This is a genomic window from Aureimonas sp. D3 (assembly GCF_001463805.1).
In the GTDB taxonomy this organism is placed as follows: Bacteria; Pseudomonadota; Alphaproteobacteria; order Rhizobiales; family Rhizobiaceae; genus Aureimonas; species Aureimonas ureilytica_A.
On the sequence record NZ_BBWM01000034.1, the window covers coordinates 1 to 25,812 of the forward strand.

At 67.8% G+C, this 25,812-nt stretch carries 23 protein-coding genes; 14 read left to right on the top strand and 9 right to left on the bottom strand.

Annotation, left to right across the window (positions count from 1 at the left end):
- The 11 genes from AUL36_RS09240 to AUL36_RS09290 form a co-directional block, all read left to right on the top strand.
- The coding region (locus AUL36_RS09240; protein WP_062219965.1) for a cbb3-type cytochrome c oxidase subunit I at positions 1-2,215 on the top strand (2,215 nt) is incomplete at its 5' end.
- Positions 2,216-2,380: 165 nt separating this feature from the next.
- Positions 2,381-2,761 (top strand): hypothetical protein, encoded by a 381-nt coding sequence (locus AUL36_RS09245; protein WP_062219967.1) that lies wholly within the window; start codon positions 2,381-2,383, stop codon positions 2,759-2,761.
- Positions 2,758-3,573, top strand: coding sequence for a cytochrome c oxidase assembly protein (locus tag AUL36_RS09250; RefSeq protein WP_244497086.1), 816 nt, complete (start codon positions 2,758-2,760; stop codon positions 3,571-3,573). Before AUL36_RS09245 ends, AUL36_RS09250 begins: the two co-directional genes overlap by 4 nt.
- Positions 3,570-4,859, top strand: a complete 1,290-nt coding sequence (locus AUL36_RS09255) for a c-type cytochrome (protein ID WP_062219969.1) — start codon at positions 3,570-3,572, stop codon at positions 4,857-4,859. Before AUL36_RS09250 ends, AUL36_RS09255 begins: the two co-directional genes overlap by 4 nt.
- 296 nt (positions 4,860-5,155) lie before the next feature.
- Positions 5,156-6,079: a pyridoxal-phosphate dependent enzyme gene (locus AUL36_RS09260; RefSeq protein WP_062219970.1), complete on the top strand. Its 924-nt coding sequence runs from the start codon at positions 5,156-5,158 to the stop codon at positions 6,077-6,079.
- Positions 6,080-6,173: 94 nt separating this feature from the next.
- Entirely contained in the window at positions 6,174-7,052 is an 879-nt protein-coding gene (locus tag AUL36_RS09265) for a BadF/BadG/BcrA/BcrD ATPase family protein (protein ID WP_062219971.1), read from the top strand.
- 325 nt (positions 7,053-7,377) lie between these two features.
- Positions 7,378-8,490, top strand: coding sequence for an S-(hydroxymethyl)glutathione dehydrogenase/class III alcohol dehydrogenase (locus tag AUL36_RS09270; RefSeq protein WP_062220140.1), 1,113 nt, complete (start codon positions 7,378-7,380; stop codon positions 8,488-8,490).
- A gap of 201 nt (positions 8,491-8,691) precedes the next feature.
- The gene (locus AUL36_RS09275; protein WP_058599387.1) at positions 8,692-9,162 is read left to right on the top strand and encodes a GNAT family N-acetyltransferase; all 471 of its coding nucleotides are present in this window, start codon (positions 8,692-8,694) and stop codon (positions 9,160-9,162) included.
- Between the two features lie 27 nt (positions 9,163-9,189).
- Positions 9,190-10,032 carry an S-formylglutathione hydrolase gene (fghA, locus tag AUL36_RS09280; RefSeq protein WP_058635499.1) on the top strand — a complete coding sequence of 281 codons (843 nt, stop codon included), beginning with the start codon at positions 9,190-9,192 and terminating at the stop codon, positions 10,030-10,032.
- Positions 10,033-10,124: 92 nt separating this feature from the next.
- Positions 10,125-11,552, top strand: a complete 1,428-nt coding sequence (gene gndA, locus AUL36_RS09285; RefSeq protein ID WP_062219973.1) for an NADP-dependent phosphogluconate dehydrogenase — start codon at positions 10,125-10,127, stop codon at positions 11,550-11,552.
- 219 nt (positions 11,553-11,771) lie between these two features.
- Positions 11,772-13,067 (top strand): PQQ-dependent sugar dehydrogenase, encoded by a 1,296-nt coding sequence (locus tag AUL36_RS09290; RefSeq protein ID WP_062219975.1) that lies wholly within the window; start codon positions 11,772-11,774, stop codon positions 13,065-13,067.
- A gap of 61 nt (positions 13,068-13,128) precedes the next feature.
- Here the strand turns inward: AUL36_RS09290 and AUL36_RS09295 are convergent, their stop codons facing one another.
- The 7 genes from AUL36_RS09295 to AUL36_RS09325 form a co-directional block, all read right to left on the bottom strand.
- The gene (locus AUL36_RS09295; RefSeq protein ID WP_062219977.1) at positions 13,129-13,950 is read right to left on the bottom strand and encodes an ABC transporter ATP-binding protein; all 822 of its coding nucleotides are present in this window, start codon (positions 13,948-13,950) and stop codon (positions 13,129-13,131) included.
- An 8-nt stretch (positions 13,951-13,958) separates the two neighbouring features.
- The gene (fhuB, locus tag AUL36_RS09300) at positions 13,959-15,977 is read right to left on the bottom strand and encodes a Fe(3+)-hydroxamate ABC transporter permease FhuB (protein ID WP_082655735.1); all 2,019 of its coding nucleotides are present in this window, start codon (positions 15,975-15,977) and stop codon (positions 13,959-13,961) included.
- The gene (locus AUL36_RS09305; protein ID WP_082655736.1) at positions 15,974-16,873 is read right to left on the bottom strand and encodes an ABC transporter substrate-binding protein; all 900 of its coding nucleotides are present in this window, start codon (positions 16,871-16,873) and stop codon (positions 15,974-15,976) included. The genes fhuB and AUL36_RS09305 overlap by 4 nt, the downstream gene beginning before the upstream one ends.
- A gap of 153 nt (positions 16,874-17,026) precedes the next feature.
- Positions 17,027-19,012, bottom strand: coding sequence for a HAMP domain-containing methyl-accepting chemotaxis protein (locus AUL36_RS09310; protein ID WP_062219979.1), 1,986 nt, complete (start codon positions 19,010-19,012; stop codon positions 17,027-17,029).
- 257 nt (positions 19,013-19,269) lie between these two features.
- Positions 19,270-20,331, bottom strand: a complete 1,062-nt coding sequence (locus AUL36_RS09315) for an HlyD family secretion protein (protein ID WP_062219981.1) — start codon at positions 20,329-20,331, stop codon at positions 19,270-19,272.
- 23 nt (positions 20,332-20,354) lie between these two features.
- Positions 20,355-21,944 carry an MFS transporter gene (locus tag AUL36_RS09320; RefSeq protein WP_062220145.1) on the bottom strand — a complete coding sequence of 530 codons (1,590 nt, stop codon included), beginning with the start codon at positions 21,942-21,944 and terminating at the stop codon, positions 20,355-20,357.
- Positions 21,945-22,074: 130 nt separating this feature from the next.
- Positions 22,075-22,542, bottom strand: a complete 468-nt coding sequence (locus AUL36_RS09325) for a MarR family winged helix-turn-helix transcriptional regulator (RefSeq protein ID WP_062219983.1) — start codon at positions 22,540-22,542, stop codon at positions 22,075-22,077.
- A gap of 190 nt (positions 22,543-22,732) precedes the next feature.
- On the opposite strand from AUL36_RS09325, the gene AUL36_RS09330 reads away from it, so the two are divergent.
- A complete protein-coding gene (locus AUL36_RS09330; protein WP_058599520.1) occupies positions 22,733-23,026 on the top strand; it encodes a SelT/SelW/SelH family protein in 294 nt (97 codons plus the stop codon).
- 96 nt (positions 23,027-23,122) lie between these two features.
- Here the strand turns inward: AUL36_RS09330 and AUL36_RS09335 are convergent, their stop codons facing one another.
- Together AUL36_RS09335 and AUL36_RS09340 are read right to left on the bottom strand one after the other, a co-directional pair.
- Positions 23,123-23,557 (bottom strand): DUF1236 domain-containing protein, encoded by a 435-nt coding sequence (locus AUL36_RS09335; protein WP_062219985.1) that lies wholly within the window; start codon positions 23,555-23,557, stop codon positions 23,123-23,125.
- 116 nt (positions 23,558-23,673) lie between these two features.
- Complete coding sequence (locus tag AUL36_RS09340) at positions 23,674-24,030, bottom strand: DUF427 domain-containing protein (RefSeq protein WP_062219987.1); 357 nt, start codon at positions 24,028-24,030, stop codon at positions 23,674-23,676.
- A gap of 176 nt (positions 24,031-24,206) precedes the next feature.
- Here AUL36_RS09340 and AUL36_RS09345 point away from each other — a divergent pair, with 176 nt between their 5' ends.
- Positions 24,207-24,764, top strand: a complete 558-nt coding sequence (locus AUL36_RS09345; protein WP_244497087.1) for a sigma-70 family RNA polymerase sigma factor — start codon at positions 24,207-24,209, stop codon at positions 24,762-24,764.
- The gene (locus tag AUL36_RS09350; protein ID WP_062219992.1) at positions 24,761-25,510 is read left to right on the top strand and encodes an anti-sigma factor; all 750 of its coding nucleotides are present in this window, start codon (positions 24,761-24,763) and stop codon (positions 25,508-25,510) included. Before AUL36_RS09345 ends, AUL36_RS09350 begins: the two co-directional genes overlap by 4 nt.
- Positions 25,511-25,812 lie beyond the last annotated feature (302 nt).

Below are 25,812 nucleotides of genomic sequence, written 5' to 3' on the forward strand. Positions count from 1 at the left end.
GATCCTCCTGCCGCAAATGCTCGGCGCGCGCGACCTGCCGTTCCCGCGTCTCTCGGCCTTCGGATACTGGTGCTTCCTGATCGGCGGCATCTTCGTCTGCGGCTCGATCTTCTTCGGGCAGGCGCCCGATTCCGGCTGGTTCATGTATCCCCCGCTGACCACGCAGGCGCGCTTCACGCCGGGTTACGGGGCGGATATCTGGCTGCTCGGCCTGTCCTTCATCGAGGTGGCCTCGATCGCGGCGGCGGTGGAACTCATCGTCGGCGCGCTGAAGTGCCGCCCGCCCGGCATGAAGCTGAACCTCATGCCGCTCTACGCCTGGTATGTCCTGGTGGTCGCGGCGATGATCCTCTTCGCCTTTCCGCCGCTGATCGCCGGCGACGTCCTGTTCGAGATGGAACGCCTGTTCGACTGGCCCTTCTTCGATCCGACGCGCGGCGGCGATCCGATGCTCTGGCAGCATCTGTTCTGGATCTTCGGTCATCCGGAGGTCTACATCATCTTCCTGCCGACCATCGCGCTCTTTGCGATGATCATCCCGACCTTCGCGCGCCGCCCCTTGATCGGCTATTCCTGGATCGTGCTCGCGGCGGTCGGCACCGGTTTCCTATCGTTCGGCCTTTGGGTCCACCACATGTTCACGACAGGCCTGCCGGCCATGTCGCTCGGCTTCTTCTCGGCGGCGTCGGAAGCGGTCGCGATCCCGACCGGGGTGCAGATCTTCGTGTTTCTGGCGACATGCCTTGCCGGCCGCGTGATCTTCGCCGTCCCGATGCTCTTCGTGTCCGGCTCGCTCGGCATTTTCGTGCTGGGCGGTCTCACCGGCGTCATGGTCGCGATCGCGCCCTTCGACTGGCAGGTGCACGACACCTATTTCGTCGTGGCCCATCTCCACTACGTCATCATCGGCGGCGTGCTGTTTCCGATCGTGGCGGGCCTCTACTATTATTGGCCGATCGTCTCCTCGCGCAAACTCTCGGACCGCTGGGGCAAGATCGCCTTCTGGCTGATGTTCGTCGGCTTCAATGTCGGCTTCTTCCCGATGCACTATTCCGGCATGATCGGGATGCCGCGCCGCGTCTACACCTATCCGGCCGCGCTCGGGCTCGAACTGCCCAACCTCATATCGACAATCGGCGCCTTCATCTTCGCGGCCGGCTTCCTGATCGTGGTGGCCGACATGCTGCGCCCCCGCAAGGACCCCTATGCGGACCGCAATGTCTGGAACGCCGGCACGCTGGAATGGTCGGGCGAGGTGCCGGACCAGCCCTGGGGCGTGCGCTCCGTGCCGATCATCCGCTCGCGCTACCCGCTCTGGGATCAGCCGGGCTTCGTGGACGATATCGACAAGGGCCGCTTCTATCTGCCCGACGCGCAGGAGGGAAAGCGCGAAACGCTGGTGACGAGCGTGCTCGACGCCGAGCCAATCCAGTGCCTGCGCGTGCCCGGCCCGTCCTTCGTGCCGATGGGCGCGGCGGTCTTCCTGGGCGCCTGCTTCATCGCCGCGACCTTCCACTACTGGACGCTGACCATCGCCTCGCTGGTGATCGCGATCTCCGTGATCATGTTCTGGCTCTGGAAGGCCACCGCCGTCATTCCCGAGAAGGACGAGAAATATGTCGGGCTCGGCCTGACCCTGCCGACCTACATGTCCGGCCCGCATTCGGTCTCCTGGTGGGCCATGTTCATCACCATGATCGGCGACGCCACGGCCTTTCTCAGCCTCGTCTTCGGCTATTATTTCTTCTTCACGATCCACGAGAACTTCCCGCCGCCCGGCGACACCGGGCCGGGCCAGGTCTGGCCGAGCGTCTCGCTGGCGCTCTTCGTGCTTGGCTGGGGCGCGACGCTCCTGTCGCATCGCGTGTTGAAGCGCGGCGGCGCGATGCTCGCGCGCTCTCTGATGGCGCTGGGCCTCGTCGCCTTCCTTGGCGCCGGCGCGGCGCTGCTTTGGGCTCCGCATGTGACAGGGCTTCAGCCGACCGTCCATGTCTATCCCGCGACCGTCTGGATTCTGTGCATCTGGACTGCGATCCATGCCGGCGTCGGCGCGCTGATGCTGGCTTACTGTCTGGCGCGCTCCTTCGCGGGCAAGCTGACAGGGCGCTACGATATCGATCTGTCGAATGTCGCGCTCTACACGCATTTTGCGGCGGCCACCGGCCTCGTGACGGTGCTCACCGTCGGCTGGTTCCCTCTCGTGGCGGGAGGGTAGAGTGACTTTCGAAACCTCGCGGGGTCGGCTGGCGGAGGCTTTTCGCCGCCGGGCATCGTTGCCGATGTCAGCCGATGCCGCCGGCATCGACTGCGGTCGGCGTCTTGCCGACGACCAAAATCCTTCCACTATCCTCCGCCCGGAGGTCTCGAAAGTCACTCTGCGATGTTCGGCCTAAGGCGCGGCACGCGCGACAGTCTCATCACCATGATCGCGACGCCCACGGTCTGGGCGCTGCATTTCCTCCTGTCCTATGTCTGGGTGGCGAGCGCCTGCGCGCCCAACGAGGATGTGTTCAAGTCCATCACCCCGGCGCGGATCGGGGTGGCCATCGCCACCGTTCTGGCACTGGCCTTCTGCTTCTTTGCCGGCTTGCGCGCGTGGCGCGAATGGCGCGCGGAAGGCGGCGAGCCGCCGCATGATCAGCCCACGAAGGCCGACCGCGAGCGGCAGATGGAGATCGCCTCCGTGCTTCTGTCGGGTCTCTCCTTCCTCGCCGTCATCTTCACGGCGCTGCCCGTGCTTCTCGTCGCGGATTGCCGATGAGCTCCCCCGCGCTTCGGCGGCATGGGCCGCTTTGTCTCGCCCTCCTGCTTCTCGCCGTGCTCTGGGTCGGGCCGCTGCCGGCGCGGGCGGAGACCTCCTTTGCCGCGCATATGGTCCTGCATATGGGCGTCGTGGCGCTGGCCGCGCCGCTTCTGGCCTTCTCGCTCGGGCGATCCGGCCTTTTGCCGGCGAGCGCCGGCACGGGGCGCTTCGTCCTGCCCGCCGCGCTTCTCGAATTCCTGCTCATCTGGGGTTGGCACGCCCCGGCGCTGCATGACGCCGCGCGCCAGCATATCGGCCTCTTCGCTCTGGAACAGGGCTCGTTCCTGCTCGCCGGCCTGTTTCTCTGGACGACGGCGCTCGGGAGTCTCGGCAGCCCGCAGACCGGCGCGCGCGCGGCCGGGGCAGCGGGCCTGCTTCTCACCTCCATGCATATGACGCTGCTCGGCGCGCTTCTGCTTCTGGCGCCGCGCCCGCTCTATCGCTGCGGCACGCTCTGCTCGCCGCTGGCGACGCTGACCCCGCTGGAGGACCAACAACTCGGCGGTACCTTGATGCTGCTCGTCGGCGGCGCGGCCTATCTCGCGGGCGGGATCGCTCTGCTTGCCGGCGTTCTAAGAGCTGGGGACGGAACGTCCGGGCAGAGGATGGCCGAGAGATTTTCGTTCGATCACGAGGAGCGAAGCGCAGTCGATGCCGGCGGCATCGGCGAGTATTCGGGACGAAGCGAGCGTCGAAAAGAGCCGACCAGCCGACCCCGCGAGGTTTCGGCCCCAGCTCTCAGCATACCCGAAGCCGAGGCGCGCCCATGAAGCGGACGATCAAGATCACCTGGACCCGCCTTGCTCTTCTGCCGGTTGTGGGCGTTGCCGGCGCGCTTCTCGTCGGCGGCTCCGGCCTCGTGTCGATCGCTGCCTCGTCGGGCCATTTCGCGCCGGTCGAATGGTTCCTCCACTGGACCTTCAACCGCGCCGTCTCGACCCAGTCTCTGCCGATCAAGGTGCCGGACGGCGTCGATCTGAAGGACCCCGTGCTGATCCAGCGCGCGGCCGGCCATTTCGCCAGCGGCTGCGCACCCTGCCACGGCGGGCCGGGGGAGCTTCAGTCGCCGCTCACCTCCTACATGGTGCCGCCGCCGCCCCGGCTCGAAGCGCGCATCGGCGAGTGGAAGGACCGCGAGCTTTACTGGCTTGGCCTCCATGGCATCAAATATTCCGGCATGCCCTCCTGGACCACGCAGACGCGGCCGGACGAAATCTGGTCGCTCGTCGCCTTCCTGCGCGCTCTGCCCGACATGACGCCCGAGACCTATGCCGATCTGGCGCTGGGTGGCGCGGGCGGCGGCATGGGTGGCGCGCCCGTGCCGGCGGCGTTGAAGCCGGCGCTGGCGGGCCTGGGGCAGAGAAGCGTGCCGGCGCTGGCCGATTGCGCGCGCTGCCATGGCTATGACGGGCGCGGCCGCGGCGCGGCCGGCTCCTTCCCCAATATCGCTGGCCAGCCGGAAGCCTATCTCGCGGAAACGCTGATCGCCTACGCCAACGGCACGCGCGAAAGCGGCATCATGACGCCCGCCGCCGGCATCCACGATCAGGCGGTCTTGCGCGAACTCGCCGCCTGGTATGCGAGCCAGGACCCCGGCCCGGCGGCCGGCGGAGACATTCCGCCGCCCTCGGGCGTCACGATCGGATACGAGGGCGCGGCGCGCCTCCCGCGCGGCAGCGTCGGCCCGAATGCGCCGGCGACGGAGCCCGCCGCCACCGGCTCGGCCGCCGAGGTCGACCATGCCGCTGCGCATGGCCCGCCCTACAGCCCCTCGGGCCTTCTGGACCTCGGCCGACGCATCGCGGAGGAAGGCCTGCCCGAGCGCAAGCTCGCCGCCTGCGACACCTGCCATGGCGCGGCGGGGCGCGAGAAGAACCCGCATTACCCGCGTTTGGCCGGCCAGCCGGAATGGTTCATCGCCACCCAGCTCCAACTCTGGAAGGACAAGCATCGGGGCGGCACGCCGTTCAACCATGTGATGATACCGATCGCCACCAACATGACCGAAGAGCAGATCGACGCGCTGGCGCTCTGGTATTCGCGCGCCGCGCCTTGAAGGCGGGTTTGATCGGGAAGAGCGGTCCCGGCGCCTCCGCTCGACGGCCCAACACCCCGCGCCGAACCGCTCGGCAGCGGCGGAGCGCCGGTCTGTCGCTCCGTTTCATGCGGGCTGCGGTGGCGTCGGCGTGGGGCCGGCGTCCGACCCATCCATCGGGATGCCCGCCTCGAAGTGGCCGCGCTGCTCGCCGGATCCTCTAAGGGGGGCAGCCCTTCCCAGCGCGACACCGGGGCGCTAAGCCGGCCTTTCGAACGAGCCGGCGAGCACGTGCCGGCTTTGTGGGGAAAGCCGACATGCCGCTTCATATCGAGACGCCTCTTATCGCCTCCTCGCCTTTGTCGAGGAGGGGGCTCGACGTCCTGTTGAAGCTCGAAGCCCTCCAGCCGCCCGGCTCCTTTAAGATCCGGGGCATCGGCCACGCCTGCGAGCGCCATGCGCAAGCCGGCAAACGGCGCTTCGTCTCCTCCTCCGGCGGCAATGCGGGGCTGGCCGTCGCCTATGCCGGCCGCCGGCTCGGCCTGCCCGTGACGGTCGTCGTGCCGGAAACCACGAGCGCCCGCGCCCGCGCCCTGATCGAGGCCGAGGGTGCGGAACTGCGCGTCCACGGCGCAGCATGGCACGAGGCCAACGCGCTGGCGCTGTCGCTCGTGGACGAGGCGACGGCCTTTCTTCATCCCTTCGACGATCCGCTTCTCTGGGAGGGCCATGCGAGCCTGATCGACGAGGCGATCGGCCAAGGCGCGCGCTTCGACGCCGTGGTTCTCTCGGTCGGCGGCGGCGGGCTTCTCGCCGGCGTGGTGGAAGGGCTGAAGCGCAGAGGATTGAGCACGCCCGTCTTCGCCGTGGAAACGCACGGTGCGGCCTCGCTGGCGCGCTCGGTGGAAGCCGGGCATCGGGTGGAACTTTCCGAGATCGCAACCGTCGCGACCTCGCTCGCCGCCCGGCAGGTCTGCGAGCAGGCGTTCGAGATGACCAAGCGCCACGACATCCGCCCCGTTCTCGTTAGCGACCGCGCGGCGCTGGCGGCCTGCGAGCGCTTTCTGGACGATCACCGCATTCTGGTCGAACCCGCCTGCGGCGCGGCGTTGGCGGCTTTGGATGAGGGCGCGGCCGACCTTTCGAGCTTCCGTTCGGTTCTGGTCCTCGTCTGTGGCGGAGCGGTTGCGACGATCGACACGATCCGCGCCGCCCAAGCCGCGCTCGCGAATACGGCCTGACGCGTTTCTACGGGATGCATGGTTTTCGCCTCGGCCCCTCTCGCCTCGCGGGCATCGGCCGCGCATCATCCCCAGCTGATTCGGGGGAGCGGGCATGAGCATCTTGTTTCTGGGCATCGACGCGGGCGGTACGGCCTGCCGCGCCCGGCTGATCGACGAGAGCGGCGCGCTGTTCGGGGAAGGCGCGGCGGGGCCGGCCTCGGCGCGGCTGGGCGTCGAAGCGGTGTTCGACGCCATCATGTCGGCTGCGCGCGAGGCCTGGCGGGCGGCCGAACTCGGCCCCTTCGCCTTCGGCCGGGTGCGCGCGGCGGCCGGCATTGCCGGCTTTCGTCGCGAGGGCGTGGCGGAGGATTTCGCCCTGCGGCCGCATCCGTTCGAAAGCCTGACCCTCACCGATGACGGCACGATCGCATGTCTCGGCGCCCATGGCGGTGCGGATGGCGGGGTGGTGATCGCCGGCACGGGCTCCATCGCCTATGCGCTGCGGGGCGGAGAGACGCTGCGCTTCGGCGGCTATGGCTTTCCGGCTTCCGACGAGGGCTCGGGGGCGCGTCTCGGCCTCTCCGCCATGGAAGCGGCCTTTCAGGCGCTCGACGGCCGGCTTCAGCCGACGCCGCTGACCGAAGCGCTGCTGGATCGCTTCGGCGCGCGCGCTCCGGCCATGACGCATTGGTGCGACGGCGCGACGCCGACCGACTATGCCGCATTGGCTCCGCTCGTGACGCTCCATGCCGAGCGCGGCGACAAGGTGGCCCAGCTTCTGATGGAGAGCGCGGGCGACGCTTTGGCCGCGCTCGCCGCGACGCTGGAGGCCGCCGGCTGCCCGCGTATCGCGCTGATCGGCGGCCTGTCCACCGCGATCCAGCCCTATCTCCCCCAAGCGCTGGCCCGCCGGCTTGCCGAGCCGATGGGCGATGCCCTGGACGGCGCGCTGGCGCTGGCCGGGCTGCCATTGGCGGGGGCGTCGGCGTAAGGGCGTCAGGCGAAGCTTTTGAGCCGAACGTGGACAATACGTTTCCGTCCATCCCGGTGGAGCGGAGCGCGTGGATGCGACGGGGCATGGGCAAGTCTTCGTGGGACGCGACCCACGCATCGTTCGCCCATCTGGCTCGAAGGGTGTTGCTGCGCTTTGCCGGCTTATCTTGGCGCGACTCAAGCCGGGCACACGTTTCCATGTCGGATAGACGCCCGTCCTTGTCGCTCACATGGTGGCGCGACCCGCCTCGTATCGTGTAACGACAGCGCGAGGGAAATAGCCGTGTCGCACCGGCGCGGCCTTGCATGAGGAAGCGAAGACGATGAAATCACGTGCCGCCGTCGCCTGGGAAGCCGGCAAGCCGCTGACGATCGAGACCGTCGACATTCGTGGTCCGCAGCCGGGCGAAGTGCTGGTGGAGATCATGGCGACGGGCGTCTGCCACACCGACGCCTACACGCTGTCGGGTCTGGATTCCGAAGGCAAGTTCCCCGCCATTCTCGGCCATGAGGGCGCGGGCATCGTGCGCGAGGTCGGCGCGGGCGTCACCTCCGTGAAGCCGGGCGACCATGTGATCCCGCTCTACACGCCCGAATGCCGCAATTGTAAGAGCTGCCTGTCGCAGCGCACCAATCTTTGCACCGCCATCCGCTCGACGCAGGGCCAGGGCGTGATGCCCGACGGCACCTCGCGCTTCCGCTGTGACGAGGCGACCGTCTTCCACTATATGGGCTGCTCGACCTTCTCGAACTTCACCGTTCTGCCCGAGATCGCGGTGGCGAAGGTGCGCGAGGACGCCCCCTTCGACAAGATCTGCTATATCGGCTGCGGCGTGACGACGGGCATCGGCGCCGTGATCTACACGGCCAAGGTCTGGCCGGGCGCCAATGTCGTGGTCTTCGGTCTGGGCGGTATCGGCCTCAACGTGCTTCAGGGCGCGCGCATGGTCGGTGCGGACAAGATCATCGGCGTCGATCTCAACCCCGCCAAGGTCGAGATGGCCCGCAAGTTCGGCATGACCGACTATATCAACCCGAACGAGGTCGGTTACGACAAGGTGGTTCAGGCGATCCTCGATCTGACGGGCGGCGGCGCGGACTTCTCCTTCGATGCAACGGGCAACACGACCGTCATGCGTCAGGCGCTGGAATGCTGCCATCGCGGCTGGGGCGAGTCGATCATCATCGGCGTGGCCGAGGCGGGCAAGGAAATCTCGACCCGTCCGTTCCAGCTCGTCACCGGCCGCGTCTGGAAGGGCACGGCCTTCGGCGGCGCGCGCGGCCGCACCGACGTTCCCAAGATCGTCGACTGGTACATGGACGGCAAGATCAACATCGACGACCTCATCACCCACAAGATGCCGCTGGACGAGATCAACACGGCGTTCGACCTCATGCACGAAGGCAAGTCGATCCGCTCGGTGGTGGTTTACTAAGATCGCTTTTGTCGATGTGGTCGGGCCTGTCCCGATCCTGAGGTCGAGCCCTGCCGCGTCCGCGCGGCGGGGTTTGCGCGTTGGAACCGAGCTTGCCAGGGCGGGGGCTCGGCCCTTAGCATGACAGGGATCGGCGCCTTGCGACGTCCATGATTCTCTTGTCGGCCGTCCGGCCGACGAATGTCCAGACAGGTGCCGGGAATGACGGATGAGGAATGGCGCTGGCGGCGGTTCGATGAACTGACGGTTCGCGAACTCCACGACCTTCTGAAGCTGCGCTGCGATGTGTTCGTGGTGGAGCAGGCCTGCGCCTTTGCCGAAATCGACGGGCAGGACCCGGCGGCCTTCCATCTCCTGCGGCGGGAGGCGGGCTTCTTGGCCGGATGCCTGCGCGTCTTTGCGCCGGAACGGCTTGGCGAGCCGGCGCGCATCGGGCGCATCGCGACCTCGCCGGCGCATCGCGGCACCGGGCTCGGCCATCGCATGATGGGCGAGGCGCTCGATTTTTGTGCCGAGAATTTTGCCGGAGCCGACATCGTTCTGTCGGCGCAAAGCCATCTTCAACTCTTTTATGGCAAGCACGGCTTCCAGCCCGTGTCGGAGACTTATCTCGAAGACGACATTCCCCATGTCGATATGCGACGCCACGCGGGCGCCGCGTTTCATCCCTGATCGCTTCTCGCGCAAGGACCTTTGACCATGCCGCTCGATATCGTTTCCACCGCGAAGGCCCATGGCGGCACGCAGGGCGTGTATCGCCACCATTCGCGGGCGACCGACACGCTGATGACCTTCGCCGTGTTCGTGCCGCCGCAGGCGAGCGAGGGGCGCGTTCCCGTTCTCTGGTATCTCTCGGGCCTCACCTGCTCGCACCAGAACGCCATGGACAAGGCGGAATACCGGCGGCTTGCCGCCGAACTCGGCCTGATGATCGTTCTGCCCGACACCAGCCCGCGCGGGGCCGACGTGCCGGACGAGAAGGACAATTGGCAGTTCGGTTCGGGCGCGGGCTTCTATGTGGACGCGACGCGCGAGCCCTATGCCGAGAACTACCGCATGTACACCTACGTGACGGACGAGCTGCCCGGCTATCTCGCCACGCACTTCCCGGCCGACATGAAGCGCCAAGGCATTTTCGGCCATTCCATGGGCGGGCACGGCGCGCTCACCATCGCGCTGCGCAATCCCGAGACCTATCGCTCGGCCTCGGCCTTCGCGCCGATCGTCCAGCCGACCACGGCCGACTGGTCCAAGCCCGCGCTCGACAAGTATCTGGGCGTCGGCGCCAAGTCGCAGCGCCTCTACGACGCGACGGCGCTGATCGAGGACGGCCACCGCTTCCCGGAATTCTATGTCGATCAGGGCACGGCCGACTCGTTCCTCGACACCGGCCTGCGCCCGCAGCTTCTGGCCAAGGCCTGCGAGCGCGCTGGCATCAAGCTGACCCTCAACATGCGCGAGGGCTACGACCATTCCTACAACTTCATCTCGACCTTCATGGACGATCATCTGCGCTACCACGCGGACCGTCTGAAGGGCTGACGATCGGGTGGGGCGGCGGAGCGATCCGGCCGCCCCCTTTTCATGATGTGGACGGCGGCAGGCGGGATGCCGCAACAGGGGGACAGGACGACATGAGCGAACAACAAGCCGATCTCGGCGTGCTCGGCATGGGCACGATGGGCGCCAATCTGGCGCTGAACTTCGCCGACAATGGCGGATTCACCGTGGCGCTGGGCAACCGCACGGTGGAAAAGGCCTATGGCATCAGGGACAGCAATCCCGCGCTGGCCGAGCGCCTCGTGCCCACCGACTCGATCGAGCATTTCATTTCGACGCTCAAGAGCCCGCGCGTCGTGGTCATCATGGTCAATGCCGGCAAGCCGGTGGATGAGCAGATCGACCTCGTGCTGCCGCATCTCGCCCCCGGCGACATTCTGATCGACGCCGGCAATGCCGATTTCAACGACACGGTGCGCCGCGAGCGCGCGATCAAGGACACCGGCATCCACTTCGTCGGCATGGGCGTCTCGGGCGGCGAAGAGGGCGCGCGCCACGGCCCCTCCATCATGGTGGGCGGGGATCAGGCCGTTTGGCAGCGCCTGAAGCCGCTGCTGGAGCCGATCTCGGCCAAGTTCGACGCCAGCCCCTGCGTGGACTGGCTCGGCACGGATGGCGCGGGCCATTTCGTCAAGACGATCCATAACGGCATCGAATATGCCGACATGCAGATGATCGCCGAGATCTACGGCGTCCTGCGCGACGGCATCGGCCTGTCGGCGGGCGAGATCGGCGACATCTTCTCCGACTGGAACACGCGGGGCCTCCAGTCCTATCTGGTCGAGATCACCGCCGTGACGCTGCGCGAGAAGGACCCCGAGACCGGCAAGCCGCTGGTGGACGTGATCGTGGACGAAGCCGGCCAGAAGGGCACGGGCCGCTGGTCGGTGATCGAGGCGCAGAAGCTTGGCGTCGGCGCGACCACGCTGGAAGCGGCCGTTTCGGCACGCGGCATCTCCTCGCGCCGCGCCGAGCGCGCCGAAGCCGAAAAGCTGTTCGGTGATATCGAAACGGCGCGCGCGGAGTTCCATGGCGACCATGACGGGCTTGCGGAGCTGGAAGCTGCGCTCGAGACCGCCAAGATCATCGCTTATGCGCAGGGCTATGCCGTGATGGCCGAGGCCAGCCGCGAGTTCGGCTGGAACCTGCCGCTCGGTGGCATCGCGCGTATCTGGCGCGCCGGCTGCATCATCCGCTCGCGCTTTCTGGACGACATCACGCAGGCCTACGAGGCGGGCGAGGTCGTCAACCTCCTCCAGTCCCCGCACTTCGCCAGCCGTGTGCGCGAGGGGCAGGCGAGCCTTCGCCGCGTCGTCGCCAAGGCGGCGCTGGCCGGGCTTCCCATTCCGGCGCTCTCGGCCGCGCTCGCCTATTTCGACGATTATCGCCACGCGCGCGGCACCACCAACCTGACGCAGGCGCAGCGCGATCTCTTCGGCGCGCACACGTTCCGCCGGCTCGACCGGGAAGGCGTGTTCCACCACAAGTGGCCGCAGGTCTGATCCGACCTCCCACGATCGTGAAGGGCTCGCGCAAGCGGGCCCTTTTCGTTGGAAAGCCATATGGAAAAAGGCTTTCAGGTCGAGCGCGCGCCAGACAATCGCGTCAACACGGATGAATCACATCGGCGCGAAGCCTGTTGTTGGGCGGCGGGCCGACGCCACTTGGCTGGGTCAGAGCGGCCGAAGAGTCGCTGCCTCCAACTCGTGAGACCCGACCCGATGCGCTCGTCATCCCGCCTTCTCGCCGTGCTTCTCGCTTCCACGCTTCTGGGCGCAGCCCCCGCCCTAGCCCAGGCCGAGGGCTCGCAGGCCGACCGCCTGTCGCATGTGGACGGCAACCTGCCGGACGCCGGCAACGCGCCCGGCCAGCCCGCCGAAACCGCCGAGGCCAACGCGCCGAACCAGAAACCCGCCTTCGAGAACCAGACGCGCGCGCCGCAGCCGGCCGAGCTTGCCAAGGTCACGACCACCACCGTTGTCGAAGACCTGCCGCATCTCTGGGCCATGGAGTTCCTGCCCGACGGCCGGATGCTCGTCACCGCCAAGAAGGGCGAGATGATGGTGCTCTCGGCCGACGGCAAGACCAGGACCACCGTCAGCGGCGTCCCGAAGGTGGAGTCCAGCGGCCAGGGCGGCCTGCTCGACGTCGCGCTCGCGCCGGGTTTCGCGGATGACGGCATGATCTACTTCACCTTCTCCGAGCCGCGCGAGGGCGGGGGCAACGGCACCTCGCTCGCCAGCGCCAAGCTCGTGATGGAAGGCGACCAAGCCAAGCTGGAGGGAATGAAGGTCGTCTTCCAGCAGGTGCCCGCCTATGACGGCGACAAGCATTTCGGCTCGCGCATCGTGTTTGCGCCCGATGGCAAAATCCTGCTCGGCGTCGGCGAACGCTCCGACACGCCGATCCGCGATCAGGCGCAGGATCTGAATTCGGGCCTCGGCAAGGTCTTCCGCGTCAACGCTGACGGTTCGATCCCCGAGGACAATCCTTTCGTGAAGCGCGAGGGCGCGCAAGGCGCGATCTGGAGCTATGGCCACCGCAACATCCAGTCCGCCGCGCTCGATGCGGACGGGCGGCTCTGGACGGTGGAGCACGGCGCGCGCGGCGGCGACGAGCTGAACCGCCCGGAAGCGGGCAAGAACTACGGCTGGCCCGTCATCACCTATGGCATCGACTATGGCGGCGGCCCGATCGGCGAGGGCAAGACGGCGATGGAGGGCATGGAGCAGCCCGCCTATTATTGGGACCCGGTGATCGGCCCATCGGGAATGACACTCTATCGCGGCGAGGAATTCCCGGCCTGGCAGAACGCCTTCATCATGGGCGGCCTCGTCACGCAGGGTCTGGTGATCGTCCATCTCGACGGCGACCGGGTGAAGAGCGAGGAGCGCGTGCCGCTCGAAGCGCGCATCCGCGACGTGAAGGTCGGCCCGGACGGCGCGGTCTATGCGCTGACCGAGCGCCGGCAGGGCGAGGGCTCGTCCACCATCCTGCGCGTGGCGGCGGTGGACTGAGCGGCGTTCTCTCTTTTCATGAATCATGAAGAAGCCGGCTCGAAAGGGCCGGCTTTTGAACTCAGAGTGGAAACGCCATTGGATCGCCCGACTGGGGATGCGGCATCACGGCCATGTCGAGCCCGTAGATGCGCTTGAGAGGCTCGGACGAGACCACCTCGCGCGGCCGCCCGCGCGCCACGACCCGCCCGCCTTTCAGCGCCAGAATCTCGTCGCAGAAGCGCGCGGCCATATTGACCTCGTGCAGGACGGCGACGACCCCGACGCCCTTCTCGTGGCTGAGCCGGCGAACAAGATCCAGAATCTCGATCTGATGGGCCACATCAAGGGCGGAGATCGGCTCGTCCAGAAGAAGGCAGCGCGCATCCTGCGCCACCAGCATGGCGAGCCAGACGCGCTGGCGCTCGCCCCCCGACAGCGCGTCCACCGCCTGATCGCCCATCGTCTCCGTATCCGTCAGCGCCAAGGCCTCGGCCACCTTTTGCCGGTCGGCCGCGCTGAAGCGTCCGAACGGCCCGTGCCAGGGATAGCGGCCGAGGGCGACGAGTTCGCGCACGCTCATGCCCGGTGCGGCGGGCGTCGATTGGGGGAGATAGGCGATGGCGCGGGCGAAATCGCGCGAACCCCATTGGCTTATATCCCGGCCGGCGAAGGCGAGGCGACCGGCGCTCGGGCTTTCCTGCCGGGCGAGGAGTTTCAGAAGCGTCGACTTGCCCGAGCCATTGTGCCCGACCAGCCCGACGACGCGGCCTGCGGGCAGGTCCAGCGTCACGTCATAGAGGAGCCGGCGGCCCGGCACGTCGAAGGAGACGCCATCCAGCGAGAAGCCATCAGGCTCAGGTGAGGCGGCTGCGGCGCGCGCGGGCGCGGGCGTGTCGAGCATGGCGGACCTCATGCGGAGCGGCGGTTGAGAAGTAGCATCAGGGCCGGCGCGCCGATCAGCGCGGCGACGATGCCGGTCGGCATCTGCCAGGGATAGGCGAGGGTGCGGCCGAGCCAGTCGGCCATGACGAGAAGCAGCGCACCCGACAGGGCGGAGGCGAGAAGCGCGGGCGCGGCGCGGTGCAGCCCCAGAAGCCGCGCGGCATGAGGGGCCATCAGCCCGACAAAGGTAAGCGGGCCGACCAGCGGCGTGGCGGCGGCTGTCAGACCGGCGGCCAAGAGGAAGAGATACAGCCGCGCACGGGCGAGCGGTAGGCCGAGCGAAGCCGCGCCGGCGGGGCCGAGCGGGAGGAGGCCGAGCGGGCGCGCGGCCATAAGCGTCAGCGCCGTGAAGAGGACCGCGCCGCCGGCCGCCCAGAGCGATGTGGCGGCGTCGAGCCCGCTGGTGGAGCCCGCCATCCAGGCAAAGAGCATCAGCGCGCGCGGGTCACCCGTCGCCGAAAGAAGCCCGACCACGGCGTCGAGCAGCGCGTTCAGCGCGATGCCGGCGAGCAGAACCCGCTCGGGCTGGAAGCCGGAGCGACGGCCGAGCGCCAGGATCGCGAGGATCACGGCGAGGCTGCCGAGCACCGCCATCAGACCGATCAGCGAGGCATGGGGCGTCGCCGCCAAAAACAGCGAAAGCGCGGCGGCAAAGGCCGCGCCGGCGCTGATGCCCAGCACTTCCGGGCTCGCCATCTCGTTGCCGGTGAGGCGCTGAAGAATGAAGCCGGCAAAGCCCAACATGCAGCCCGCCGCCGCCGCGCCGAGCATCCGAGGCCAGCGCCAGGGCAGGATTTCGGCGAACTCGGCCGGCGCGAGCCAATGCCAGCCGCCCGTCAGCCCGTCGCGGCCGAAGAAGAGGGCGAACACCAGAAGCGCGAGCGAAAACCCGAGGATCAGCGCGTTGCGTGAGCATGGCGACAGCGCCCGGCCTTGGCTCGCCCTGATGGCCCCAAGCGGCGGGCGCTCGGCTTTGGGCAGGCGCGGCAGAAGCAGAAGCAGGAGCGGCGAGCCGAGAAGCGCGGTCACGGCCCCGGTCGGCAGGAAGGTTTCGAGCGGCCCGGCCAGAAGCTGCACGCCGCTATCGGCCAGAAACAGAAGCAGCGCGCCGATCAGCGTCGCTCCGAGAAGCCGGCTCTTGAGGTTCCGCGCGCCGGCGAGGCGCGACAGGATGGGCGCGACGAGACCGATGAAGCCGATGACGCCGACCGTGCTCACCACTATGCTCGACATCACGACCGCGAGCCCCACCGCCAGCGCGCGCAGGCGGCCGGCATCGAGCCCGCGCGCCCGCGCGCTCGCATCGTCGAGATCGAGCAGCGCCAGGGGCCGCAGGATCAGGAGCACGAAGGGCAGAAGCACCAGCAACCGCAAGGCCAGTTGCTGCACCGGCTGCCAGCTTTGCTGGCTGAGCGAACCCGCGCCCCAGATGAAGAGCGAGGCGAGATAGCGCTCGTTGAGAAGCGTCAGCAGGGCCGACAGCGCGCCGGCGTAAAGGCCGACCACGAGCCCAGCGAGGATCAGCGTGACGGCGGCAAAGCCGCGCCGACGCACGAGGGCGAAGACGAGAAGGGTCGAAAGCGCCGAGCCACCGAGCGCCACGAGATCGCGCCCCAAGCCGAGCAGCCCCGGCGCCCAGAGCGTCGCGACCGCAAGCGCCAGCCGCGCGCCGGCATCGATGCCGAGCGTCGTGGGCGAGGCCAGCGGGTTGCGCAGCGCCTGTTGCAGGAGCGCGCCGGAGGCCCCGAGTGCCGCACCGCACACAAGCGCCATCGCCGCGCGCGGCAGCGTCGCGTAGAGGAACACCATGCGCGCCGGATCGTAGCCGGCTTCAAGCCCGCCACCCTGCCAGAGATGAGCGAGCGGCGGCCCGAGCAACGCCGCCGCCGCAACGAAGCTGAGCGCCAGGAGCGGCAGCACGAGAGGGGCCGCGCCGAGACGGGGGCGCAGGCGCGGGGCGGCGCGGGCCAGCGACGAGCCGCTCACGCCGGGCGCTCCGGCGGCAGTTGCTCCAGAAGGCGGGCAAAGCGCAGCGCCGAGGGCAGGGTGCCGAACATCAGCGAAGCCGGCATGGTGGCGACGCGCCCGGCGCGCACGAAGGGAAGTTCCGTCCAGAGCGGCGAGCGGGCGAGAGCCGGCCAGACATCGGGCGGCACGGGCTCGATGGCGACACACTCGGCCTCGCCGGCCTTCACCAGCTCCTCGACGCCGACCGTCGCGAAGCCCCAGCTGTTGACCTCGCCCGTCCAGGCATTGGCGAGGCCGAGCTTTGCCAGCGTGTTGCCGTAAAGGCCGGCCTCACCGTAAACGCGCACGTGTCTCGGCTCCAGAAAGGACACGAAAAGCATGGGCCTTGGGTGCCGGGGGCGCAGCCTCGCACCGAGCGCGGCGATCTCGGCGTCGAAATCCGCGATGGCTTTCTCGGCCTCGGCCTCGCGCCCGGTCAGGCGACCCAGCTCGCGCGTCACCTCGGCGGAGCGTGCCAGCGGGGCGTAGCCATCCGCACCGCCATGGATCGTCAGCTGCCGGACGGGCGCGATGCGCCGCAGCGTCGGCTCGGCCATGGCGACATAGTTCGTTGTCAGGATGAGGTCGGGCTGGAGCGCCGCCAGCCGCTCGAAATTGGGCTCCACCGATGCGCCGAGATCGGCGACACCGGGCGGCAAAGCGGGCTCCACCACCCAGATTTTCCAGTCCGCCGCCGACATGACGGCGATCGGCGCGATGCCGATCAGCATCAGGGCCTCGGCCAGTCCGTAATCGATCACCGCAATGCGCTGGGGAAAGGTCTGCGCCTGCGCCCCGGCAGGCCAAGCTGCAAGACTCGCGCCCGCGAGGCAGAACCGGCCGAAGCTCCGGCGCGTGAGCGCGTTGCGGCTCATTCGATAATCCTGACTTTTTATTTCATGTTTCTCCTAGCGGCGGCGGCGGATGCGTTCAAGAGCGCTGTCACGCGCCTCGCGCTCGGCATCGGGCCAGCGAACGAAAAAAGGGCCGTGATGCGGCCCTTTCGTCTGGTCTTCAGGGAGGACATGTTAGGCGCTGAGGCGCTCCCACTCGTCCGCGTTGTCCTGCCGGGCAGCGGGGCTGCGAGGCGGCTGCGGGCGCAGCGTCGTCACCTCGGCCGAGCGGGGCGCGGGAATGGACGCCTTCGGGGCTGCGGCCTCGGGAGCGGACGCGGCCAGCTGGAAGAAGCTGGAGCGCTCGTTGAGGCCGACGGCTTCCGCCTGGAGTTGCGCTGCGGTGGCGGACATGCTGCCGGCGGCGGCTGCATTCACCTGCGTCACCTGTTCGAGCTGCTGGATCGCCTGATTGATCTGCTGCGCGCCGAGATTCTGCTCGTTGCAGGCGGCCGAAATCTCGCTGACCAGTTCGGCCGTGCGGTGAATGCCGGGCACGAGATCGCGCAGGAGATCGCCCGCTTCCTGCGAGGTCGCGAGCGAGGTGCCGGACAGGTCGGCGATTTCGCCCGATGTGCGCTGGGCGCGCTCGGCGAGCTTGCGCACTTCCGAGGCGACCACCGCGAAGCCCTTGCCATGCTGGCCGGCTCGCGCCGCCTCGATGGCCGCGTTCAGCGCCAGAAGATCGGTCTGGCGGGCGATCTCGCCGACCTCGGCGATCTTGCCGGCGATCTCGCGCATGGCCACCAGCGAGTTGGCCACGGCCTTTTCGCTGCGCTCGGCGTGATGGCTGGTTTCCATGGCGACCTTCTCCGTCAGGCGGGCATTGTCGGCCGTCTGGCGGATGGTCGCGCTCATCTCTTCCATCGCGGCGGAGGCCTGCTCGGTCGCGGCGGCCTGTTCACTCGCGCCCTGGCTCAGCTGCTCCGCCGTACTGGCGGAGAGGTGCGAGCCGCCGGCCACATGCTCCGCCGACTGGCGAACGCCTGTCACGATGCCGCGCAGTTGGGTGACCATATCGTTCATGGCACGTTGCAGCGTGGTGATCTCGTCGCTTCCGCGCGTTTCAAGTGTCTGCGTCAGATCGCCCTCGCCGATGGCGCGCGCGAAACTCGCCGAGCGCGACAGGGCGCGGGAGATCGAAATCGCGATCCAGAGTGCGGCAAGGGTTCCGATCATCATCGCGCCCGCCACGATGGCGACCAGCGTCAGGCGCGTCGTCTCGTAATTGCTGCGCGAGTGCTCGACATAGGTCTGGCTGATTTCCTGCGCGCGGCTCACCAGTTTGGCGACCTCGGCGGACACGGCCTTGGCCTTGGGAATGGCGGAGCCGTTCAGATATTCGAACATGGCTGCGTCGGTACGGTTCACGCCATCCTGCGTGATGGCGCGCCCGGTGGCGAACAGCGAATCGGCGCTGGCCTTCACACGCGACAGGGCATCAGGCGCGACAGTGGGCAACGTACGCAGCGCGGCAAGGCCGGAGGCGAAAGCGGTCTCGGCCGAGGCGAGATCGCGGGCGGCTTGCTCACGCAAACCAACATCGGTGCTGGCAAAAGTGGAGACGAGCGCCAGACGCGCGGCCCCGGCGGCTTGTACCAGTTGCAGGGGAATGGGGCTCGCGGGATAGCGCGTGCCGAGCTCGCGGAGCTGCGTGTTCAGCGCGTTGAAGTCGTCGGCCGTGCGGGCCAGACTGGTCGCGACCGGCGCCTTGTCCTGTGCCTTGATCAGCGCCAGAGACTTGTCGATGATCTCGCGGTAGGACTGGATAAGGCCAGGCAGATCGGCGACTTCGCTCTTTCGCGCTTCGGGGATGGCGGCCATAAACTGCTGGAGATCGGCGTCGATGGACTGCCAGATCCGCGCGAAGTCCTTTTGGATGGCGTCCTGGCTCTTGGCATCCTGATAGACGATAAGGGCCAGAAGCTGGCGACGTGTCGCCATCACGTCCGTGTCGAGAGCCTTGATCTGGCGGAGTTGCTCCAGCGGCTGCGCCGCGAAGGTCTCCATGCTCTTGTAGCTGTGGGACAGGCTGGATACGCCCGCATAGCCGGCGACCCCTGTCAGAAGCAAAAGACTCCCGAAGGAGGCGAGAAGTTTCGTCTTGATGGTCACGCGCATGATCAACCTGCCTCGTTGCATGGGATGCCGCCGCGACCAGGGACGCCACACGCCTCCCGCTCCCTGTCGCAACGTCGCCGCCGACTCGCCAAAGCCTTGATTCGCTAGGGCTCGCCGAGGCGGAAGGGGGCTCCCTTCTTCTGGATGCAGGGATACTGGTGAGCCGTTTAAGGAGTTTGTCCGGCGAAACCTCAAATGCACCGGATCAGGTCAAGCGCAGGGGAGCCATGCGATATTGCAAGGGCTGGGCAGGTGTTTCAGCGCGTCGCCACTGACGCGTCCGGTTCGGACGCCGTGTCCAGGAGAACCACCACGGAGAGACCGGGGGACAGTTCGTTCATCCGCGGCTGGCCGGGGTCGATGCGGATGCGCACCGGCACGCGCTGGGCGACCTTGGTGAAATTGCCCGTCGCGTTGTCGGGGCGCAGCACGGCGAATTCCGAGCCTGTCGCGGGCGCGAAACGCTCGATATGGCCGCTCATTTCCTGACCGCCGAACGCATCCACCAGGAAGCGCACGGGCTGGCCGACCTGCATTCCGGGAAGCTGGGTTTCCTTGAAATTCGCCACGATCCAGATCGCGTCCGGCACGACGCTGGTAAGCTGTGTTCCGGCCTGCACATATTGGCCGACCTTGACGCCGACTTCGCCGAGCTGGCCGGCCTTGGGCGCGAGAATGCGCGTGTTGGCAAGATCGATCTCGGCGAGCTTCACGGCGGCCTCGGCATTGTCCACCGCCGCTTCCAGCGTCTGGCGGTTGACGATCACGGTTTGAAGATCCTGCCGGGCGACTTCGAGCTGCGCCTTGGCCTGATCGAGCGCGGCGGCGGCCTGGTTGTTCTGGCGCGTCGCGACATCGAGATCGCTGCCCGGCACATAGCCTTGGCGGGCCAGGGGCTGGACGCGGGCGAGACTGGCGCTGGCGGTCTCGGCCGCCGATTGCGCGCTCTTCACCGCCGCCTCGTTGGCCGCGATCTTGGCCAGACTCGACTGGCGCTGCTGCTGCGAATTGGCGAGCGCGGCCTTCTGGCCCGCAAGACCCGCGCGCGCCTGCGCCAGACGCTGATTGAAGATGCGATCGTCGATCCGCGCGATGAGCTGGCCCGCCTCCACCGTCTCATAGTCCTGCACCGGAACTTCGGCGACGATGCCGGCGAGCTGGGGCGCGATCACCGTCACCTGACCCCGGACATAGGCGTCGTTGGTGCGCTCCACGCTGGAGGCGAAGGGCGGCAGGCGCCAGGCATAGAGCGCCAGAAGAACGCCGGCGAGGCCGACGAGAAGAGCGACATAGGTGCCGAGAGAGCGAAAGATGCGCATGGGAAACGGGTCCGGGCGAAAGATCAGGCGGAGGCCGGCGCGGGCGCAAGACGGGCGCGCAGTCCGTTGAAGGCCAGATGAAGAAGAAGAAAGGCAAGGCCCATGGCTGCGAGCACCGCCGTCATGAGGAACGCATCGTTATAGGCAAGGATATTGGCCTCGCGCGTCGCTTGGCTGCCGAGCAGCGCCAGCCCTTCGGCCTGCCGCAGCACGGGGTCGGCGATGGTCGCGCGGTAGCTGTTGCCGAGCACCGCGATGCGCGCGGCCACGATCGGATCGGCCAGCGTGATGTTTTCCGCGATCTGGCTGGAATGGAACTTCTCGCGGATCGTGACGAAGGTGCGAAACAGCGAGGAGCCGATCGCCCCGCCGAGCGCCTGCGTCGTCAGGAAGATGATCAGGAAGGAGAGGATGTAGTTCATCCCCTTCTTCATGGCCGAGGCGAAGCCCTGCGCCATGGCGGGCGGCAGAAACAGAACGCCTGCCGCCGAAATGAGGCCTTGGCTCAGATACATCTGCTCGGGCCGGGTCAGCGAGGTCGCTCGGGCGTCCATGAGCGCGCCGGTGATCAGGAAAAGCAGCGCGACGATATGGATGTAAGGCGCGCGGCCGGGTTTTAGGATGGAAGCGCAGACGAGGCCCGCCGTGACGCCCGAGCCGAGCATCACGAGATAGAGAACCACCATCTGCTCGTTGCGCAGGCCGATCACCTGGAAGAAGCCCGACGCGCCGCTCGTCTGCTCCGACAGAAGCAGGCGAAATAGAAGGATGACGCCGGCAAAGTGCAGCACCTCCTTGGAGGTGATCCAGCGCAGGTCCACCAGCGGATTGGTGCGGTTCAGCTCAATCACCGCCGCGACAGTGAGGCTCAGCGCGCCGGCGGCCAGCGCCCAGCCGATCCAAGGCGCTTCGAACCACCAGTCGAAGGGGCCGAGCGTCATGCCGATGGCGATGCAACCGAGCCCCAGAGCGATGAAGACATAGGACACGATGTCGAGCGTCTCGATCACCGGCGTCTTGGGTGGCGAGTTGAGCGGCAGGAGACGGATGGCACAGAAGCTCATCAACGCCATCGCCGTTTCCAGCATGAAGAGCCCGTTCCAGTCGTCGATATCGAGCAGCGAGGGCGAGATGAGGCGCGCCAGGGTGGGGGCGATGGCGGTGTTGGTGAGGGCCAGACTCATGCCGATGGAGAGCTTCTTTTCGGGGGGGAAGCTTTCCAGCATGTAGAGAAAGGCGAGCGAGGACATGGGCGAGGCGGCCGCGCCCGCGAAGAAGCGGACCACCAGCGCCGACTGAAGATCGTCCACGAAAAGATGCAGCAGCGTCACCGTGACGAAGCCGGCGATCGCCCATTCGGCGAAGTTGCGCAGGCCGAACTGCGCGCGCAGCTTGGTCAGAAGCAGCGTCAAGCTGACATTGGGGGCCAGATAGGCCGCGCTCAGCCAGACGGTTTCGTTCACGGTCGCGCCGAGCGGACCCTGAAGCTGGTAGAGATTGGCGGTGATGAGGTTGAGGCCGAGACCTTGCGTGGCCGCGATCAGTGTCGAGGCCAGCATATAGAGCGCCATCATGGCGGGCGGCTTGCGCACATAGGGCGCGGGCGCGGGCATGGGCGCGCCGCGCCGGCGCGGCGGAGCCGCCGGGCCGCTGTCGGGTCTGGTGTCGGACGGGGCCGGGCCGCCGATCGAGGCGGTCGGCTTCGTCGGCTCGACGTCCGGTTCGTTGTCGCGAAGGGTTGCGCTATCCGCCATGGGTCCGATCCCGTTCGATGGCGTCCGACACCAGATTCAGAACCTTCAGGGCCGTCTGCATGTCGGCCTCTGGCACGTGGCGCAGGATGAGATCGCGCAGCTCATGCGAGATGCCGGAAACGACGGCGGCGGTTTCCGCGCCATGCGCGGTCAGCTCAATGCGCTTCAGACGCCGGTCTCCCGGCACTGGTGTGCGCCGCACGAGGCCTTGCTGCTCCATCCCGTCGAGAAGGCGCACGACGGTGGGCCCTTCCAGTTCCAGATCCTCGGCGAGTTCCCGCTGTGTCATCGGCTGGCGGCTGAGCGCGGCGAGCGCGCGGGCGCGGGGATAGGTGAGCCCACGCGCCACGACCCGCGCGTTGAAGCGCGTGCGCAGCTTGCGCGCCGTCTTGACCAGCGTTTCCGCAAAGACGGCCTTCAGGTCGGCGGGCGCGAGTTGGGGATCAGCCTGTTCCATGTCCCTCATATAGATAGGGGGCTCTTAATAAGCTATATATTATTTACGAAAAGCATCGGAATCGATCGGCGGGACGGCATGGTCCGGGCGATTGACGACACGTCGCCCGAGCCGGCACAAAGGTCGCAGCCCCCGCGAGCGGTTGGTTCAATCGCCCGATAAAACGCCGACGATCGAAGGAAAGCGCCCGATGTCCGATCTCGCTCCCACGCCCGGTCCCCGCGTCTCGATTCGCTACTGCACCCAGTGCCAGTGGCTCCTGCGCGCCGCCTGGCTGGCGCAGGAGCTTCTCTCCACGTTCGGGCCCGACCTCGGCGAGGTGGCGCTGGTGCCGGGCACCGGCGGCGTGTTCGAGATTCATTGCGACGGGCAACAGGTCTGGGAGCGCAAGGCCGATGGCGGCTTTCCCGAGGCGAAGGTGTTGAAGCAAAGGGTACGCGACGTCATCGACCCCGAGCGAAGCCTCGGCCATAGCGACCGCTGAACGCGCCGAGTCCGTCTTTGAAACAAGAAAGGCCGTGCTCCCGCTGGCGGAAGCACGGCCCCTGATGGTCAGAAGACGAGGGCTGCCGCGCCGGGCTCAGCGCTCGACATAGGCGACCACGCGGCGGTCGGCCTTGGAGACGATCACCGGACGATCGTTGGTGTAGAAATAGACATAGTCCGGGTTGGACGGCACGGGCGTCAGCGTCACGGTTTCGGGCACCACATAGCCCGTCTTCACGTCGCCCTGCACGACGACCGGGTTGACCGGATTGGCGACGACATATTGCTGCACGTCGTCCGGGGCCGAGGCCGCGCCGCCGATCACCGTGCCCGCGACGCCGCCGACGACGGCCCCGATCGGGCCACCCACCAGCGCGCCCGCGACGGCTCCAGCGCCTGTGCCGGCCAGTGTGCCCGCCGCGCGCTCGCCATCGCTCTTGGGCTCGGTCGTCGTGACCACCGTGGTCTGAGCCAGAGCGGGGCCGGCGAGCAGCGCCAGCGCGGCGGAAGCGAGAATGATCTTACGCATGATATGGTATCCTTAAAGGTCCCTCGGCGGCCACAATGGCGGGACAGCCTGTTCCGTTCCCGCTGCCCCGCAGCAAAAGATGCTGCCGGGCGCAAAAGATGCGGATGGGAGAAGGATCAGCGATCCTCGGCCACCGCGATACGCACCTTGTCGGGATAGAAGGCGAGGTGGCCGGCGATGGCGCGGGCCGCTTCCTTGGGCTGCTCGTAGCTCCAGACGGCGTTCTGTGCGGCATAGCCCTCGGCCGAGATCGACCAGTAGCGCGCCTCGCCCTTGTGCGGGCAGGTCGTGGTCCGGTCGCTGTCCTGGAAGAAGGCCATCTCCACATCCTCGCGCGGAATGTAATAGACGGGCTCGCGCGAGCCTTCGATCAGCTTCAGCGCCCGCTTGGTGCTGCCGATCACCGCGTCGTGGAACAGAATCTGCACGGCGCGCGGCTCGGGTTCGATGCGGATGGCCGGGGTCTGGGACATGGCGGGGTCTCCCTTGAAAGAGGTCGATCGGTTGTTTCCTGAACGAAAATAAGCGGGCGTCATGGCGTCGGGTTCCCTGTGGGTGACGCCCGATCGATGCTCCCCCGATTGACAAGCGGCGGCCGGACCTGTTCGGTGCGCCCGCTCGCCGGAGGAGACGGATGCCGCCACGATCCATGCCGAACACCTCTCGCGATCATCTCGCCCGTCGCCTCGGCGCGGTGGCGGAGGGAGACCGCGAAGCGCTGCGCGACGTCTATGATCTGACCTCCGCGAAGCTTTTCGGCGTGTGCCTGCGTATCTTGAACGACAGGGTCGAGGCGGAAGACGTTCTCCAGGACGTCTATGTCACGGTCTGGCATAAGGCAGGGCGCTTCGACGCGGAGCGGGCCAGCCCGATCACCTGGCTGGCGACGATCGCGCGCAACCGCGCCATCGACCGGCTGCGGGCGCTCGGGCCGGCGCGTGCCGTGGCGAGCGATCTGGACGCGGCCGAGGCCGTGGCCGACGAGACGCCCGACGCGCTGGCTCAGCTGGAAGCGTCGGACGAGGCGGCGCGGCTGAAGAGCTGCCTCGAAGAGCTGGAAGGGCGCGCCCGATCAGCCATTCTGGGCGCCTTTTTCGGAGGGCGCACCTATGACGATTTGGCTTGCGAAGCGGGCGTTCCGCTCGGCACGATGAAGAGCACGATCAGGCGCGGCCTGATCCGATTGAAAGGATGTTTGGGCGAATGAAGGACGGCGAGGCCGATCGCGGCGGCGAGGACGGTGGAGAGAACTGGCTGGCGGCGGAATACGCGCTCGGCGTTCTGCCCGCGCCCGATCGCCTGCGCGCCGAGCGTCTCGCCCGGCAGAACCTGAGCTTCGCCGCCGAGGTGGAAGGCTGGGAACGCCGGCTCGCGCCGCTGGGCGAGGCGATCCGCCCGCAAACGCCGCCCGCTGCGCTTTGGGCCGCGATCGAGCGCGAATTGCCCGCGCCCCGCCCCGTGCCCCGGCCCGTTCCGCAGCCGACCCCCGGCGCCCGCGTGGAGCGCCTGGTCGCGCCCGTCTGGCGCTGGTTCGCGCTCGGCTCCACCGGGCTTCTGGCGGCGAGCCTTGCGGCCATCACGCTGCTCGTCACCGCGCCCGCGCCCATGCCCGCCATGATGGCCTCCGTCGCGTCCGCTGACGGCGCGTCGCTGGTCACGGCCGTGTTCGATCCGGCCAGTGGCCACGCCATGCTCATGCCCGCCGACATGACCATGCCCGAGGGGCGCGTGCCCGAACTCTGGCTGATTCCAGACGGGAAGCCGCCGATCTCGCTCGGCCTTCTCCAGCCCGGCCGGTCCCTGCGCATCGAGTTGCCCCGCAGCGATATGTCGGAAGGCATGATGAAGCGCGGCGGAGTCACGCTCGCCATCTCGGCCGAGCCCGAGGGCGGCTCGCCGACGGGCCAGCCGACCGGCCCGGTCATGGGCACGGGTGCGCTGCGCTCGGTCTGAGAGACTGTTTCGGAAGTCCGCCGGGTCGGCCCGGCGGTGCTTTTCGCTCAAGCCTTCGTTGTCGTTGTCGATGTCAGCCGATGCCGGCCATGGACGAGCACCGGCAACGATGCCCGGCGGCAAGACCGGGTGGACCAACCCGAAGGGGTCTGTCTCGAGCTCCAAGTCGGCGCACGCCCTTTAGACCCAACGATAAGCCGGCTGAACGCAGCCGGTTTGTTGGCAGGTGCCCGATGTCGGAAGACCGGCCCATCGTTCCAAAAAAAGCCGTCACGAAAAAAACTTCTCCGCCCCTGCATCCG

What these genes read in the sequence shown, in the direction of transcription:
- AUL36_RS09320 (WP_062220145.1), bottom strand. Translation starts at nt 21,944, where the DNA reads ATGCCCGCGCCCGCGCCCTATGTGCGCAAGCCGCCCGCCATGATGGCG.
- AUL36_RS09310 (WP_062219979.1), bottom strand. Translation starts at nt 19,012, where the DNA reads ATGCGCGTGACCATCAAGACGAAACTTCTCGCCTCCTTCGGGAGTCTT.
- AUL36_RS09270 (WP_062220140.1), top strand. Translation starts at nt 7,378, where the DNA reads ATGAAATCACGTGCCGCCGTCGCCTGGGAAGCCGGCAAGCCGCTGACG.
- AUL36_RS09350 (WP_062219992.1), top strand. Translation starts at nt 24,761, where the DNA reads ATGAAGGACGGCGAGGCCGATCGCGGCGGCGAGGACGGTGGAGAGAAC.
- AUL36_RS09245 (WP_062219967.1), top strand. Translation starts at nt 2,381, where the DNA reads ATGTTCGGCCTAAGGCGCGGCACGCGCGACAGTCTCATCACCATGATC.
- AUL36_RS09255 (WP_062219969.1), top strand. Translation starts at nt 3,570, where the DNA reads ATGAAGCGGACGATCAAGATCACCTGGACCCGCCTTGCTCTTCTGCCG.
- AUL36_RS09305 (WP_082655736.1), bottom strand. Translation starts at nt 16,873, where the DNA reads ATGAGCCGCAACGCGCTCACGCGCCGGAGCTTCGGCCGGTTCTGCCTC.
- AUL36_RS09325 (WP_062219983.1), bottom strand. Translation starts at nt 22,542, where the DNA reads ATGGAACAGGCTGATCCCCAACTCGCGCCCGCCGACCTGAAGGCCGTC.
- AUL36_RS09315 (WP_062219981.1), bottom strand. Translation starts at nt 20,331, where the DNA reads ATGCGCATCTTTCGCTCTCTCGGCACCTATGTCGCTCTTCTCGTCGGC.
- fghA (WP_058635499.1), top strand. Translation starts at nt 9,190, where the DNA reads ATGCCGCTCGATATCGTTTCCACCGCGAAGGCCCATGGCGGCACGCAG.
- gndA (WP_062219973.1), top strand. Translation starts at nt 10,125, where the DNA reads ATGAGCGAACAACAAGCCGATCTCGGCGTGCTCGGCATGGGCACGATG.
- AUL36_RS09290 (WP_062219975.1), top strand. Translation starts at nt 11,772, where the DNA reads ATGCGCTCGTCATCCCGCCTTCTCGCCGTGCTTCTCGCTTCCACGCTT.
- AUL36_RS09265 (WP_062219971.1), top strand. Translation starts at nt 6,174, where the DNA reads ATGAGCATCTTGTTTCTGGGCATCGACGCGGGCGGTACGGCCTGCCGC.
- AUL36_RS09295 (WP_062219977.1), bottom strand. Translation starts at nt 13,950, where the DNA reads ATGCTCGACACGCCCGCGCCCGCGCGCGCCGCAGCCGCCTCACCTGAG.
- AUL36_RS09330 (WP_058599520.1), top strand. Translation starts at nt 22,733, where the DNA reads ATGTCCGATCTCGCTCCCACGCCCGGTCCCCGCGTCTCGATTCGCTAC.
- AUL36_RS09275 (WP_058599387.1), top strand. Translation starts at nt 8,692, where the DNA reads ATGACGGATGAGGAATGGCGCTGGCGGCGGTTCGATGAACTGACGGTT.
- AUL36_RS09335 (WP_062219985.1), bottom strand. Translation starts at nt 23,557, where the DNA reads ATGCGTAAGATCATTCTCGCTTCCGCCGCGCTGGCGCTGCTCGCCGGC.
- AUL36_RS09345 (WP_244497087.1), top strand. Translation starts at nt 24,207, where the DNA reads ATGCCGAACACCTCTCGCGATCATCTCGCCCGTCGCCTCGGCGCGGTG.
- AUL36_RS09250 (WP_244497086.1), top strand. Translation starts at nt 2,758, where the DNA reads ATGAGCTCCCCCGCGCTTCGGCGGCATGGGCCGCTTTGTCTCGCCCTC.
- AUL36_RS09340 (WP_062219987.1), bottom strand. Translation starts at nt 24,030, where the DNA reads ATGTCCCAGACCCCGGCCATCCGCATCGAACCCGAGCCGCGCGCCGTG.
- AUL36_RS09260 (WP_062219970.1), top strand. Translation starts at nt 5,156, where the DNA reads ATGCCGCTTCATATCGAGACGCCTCTTATCGCCTCCTCGCCTTTGTCG.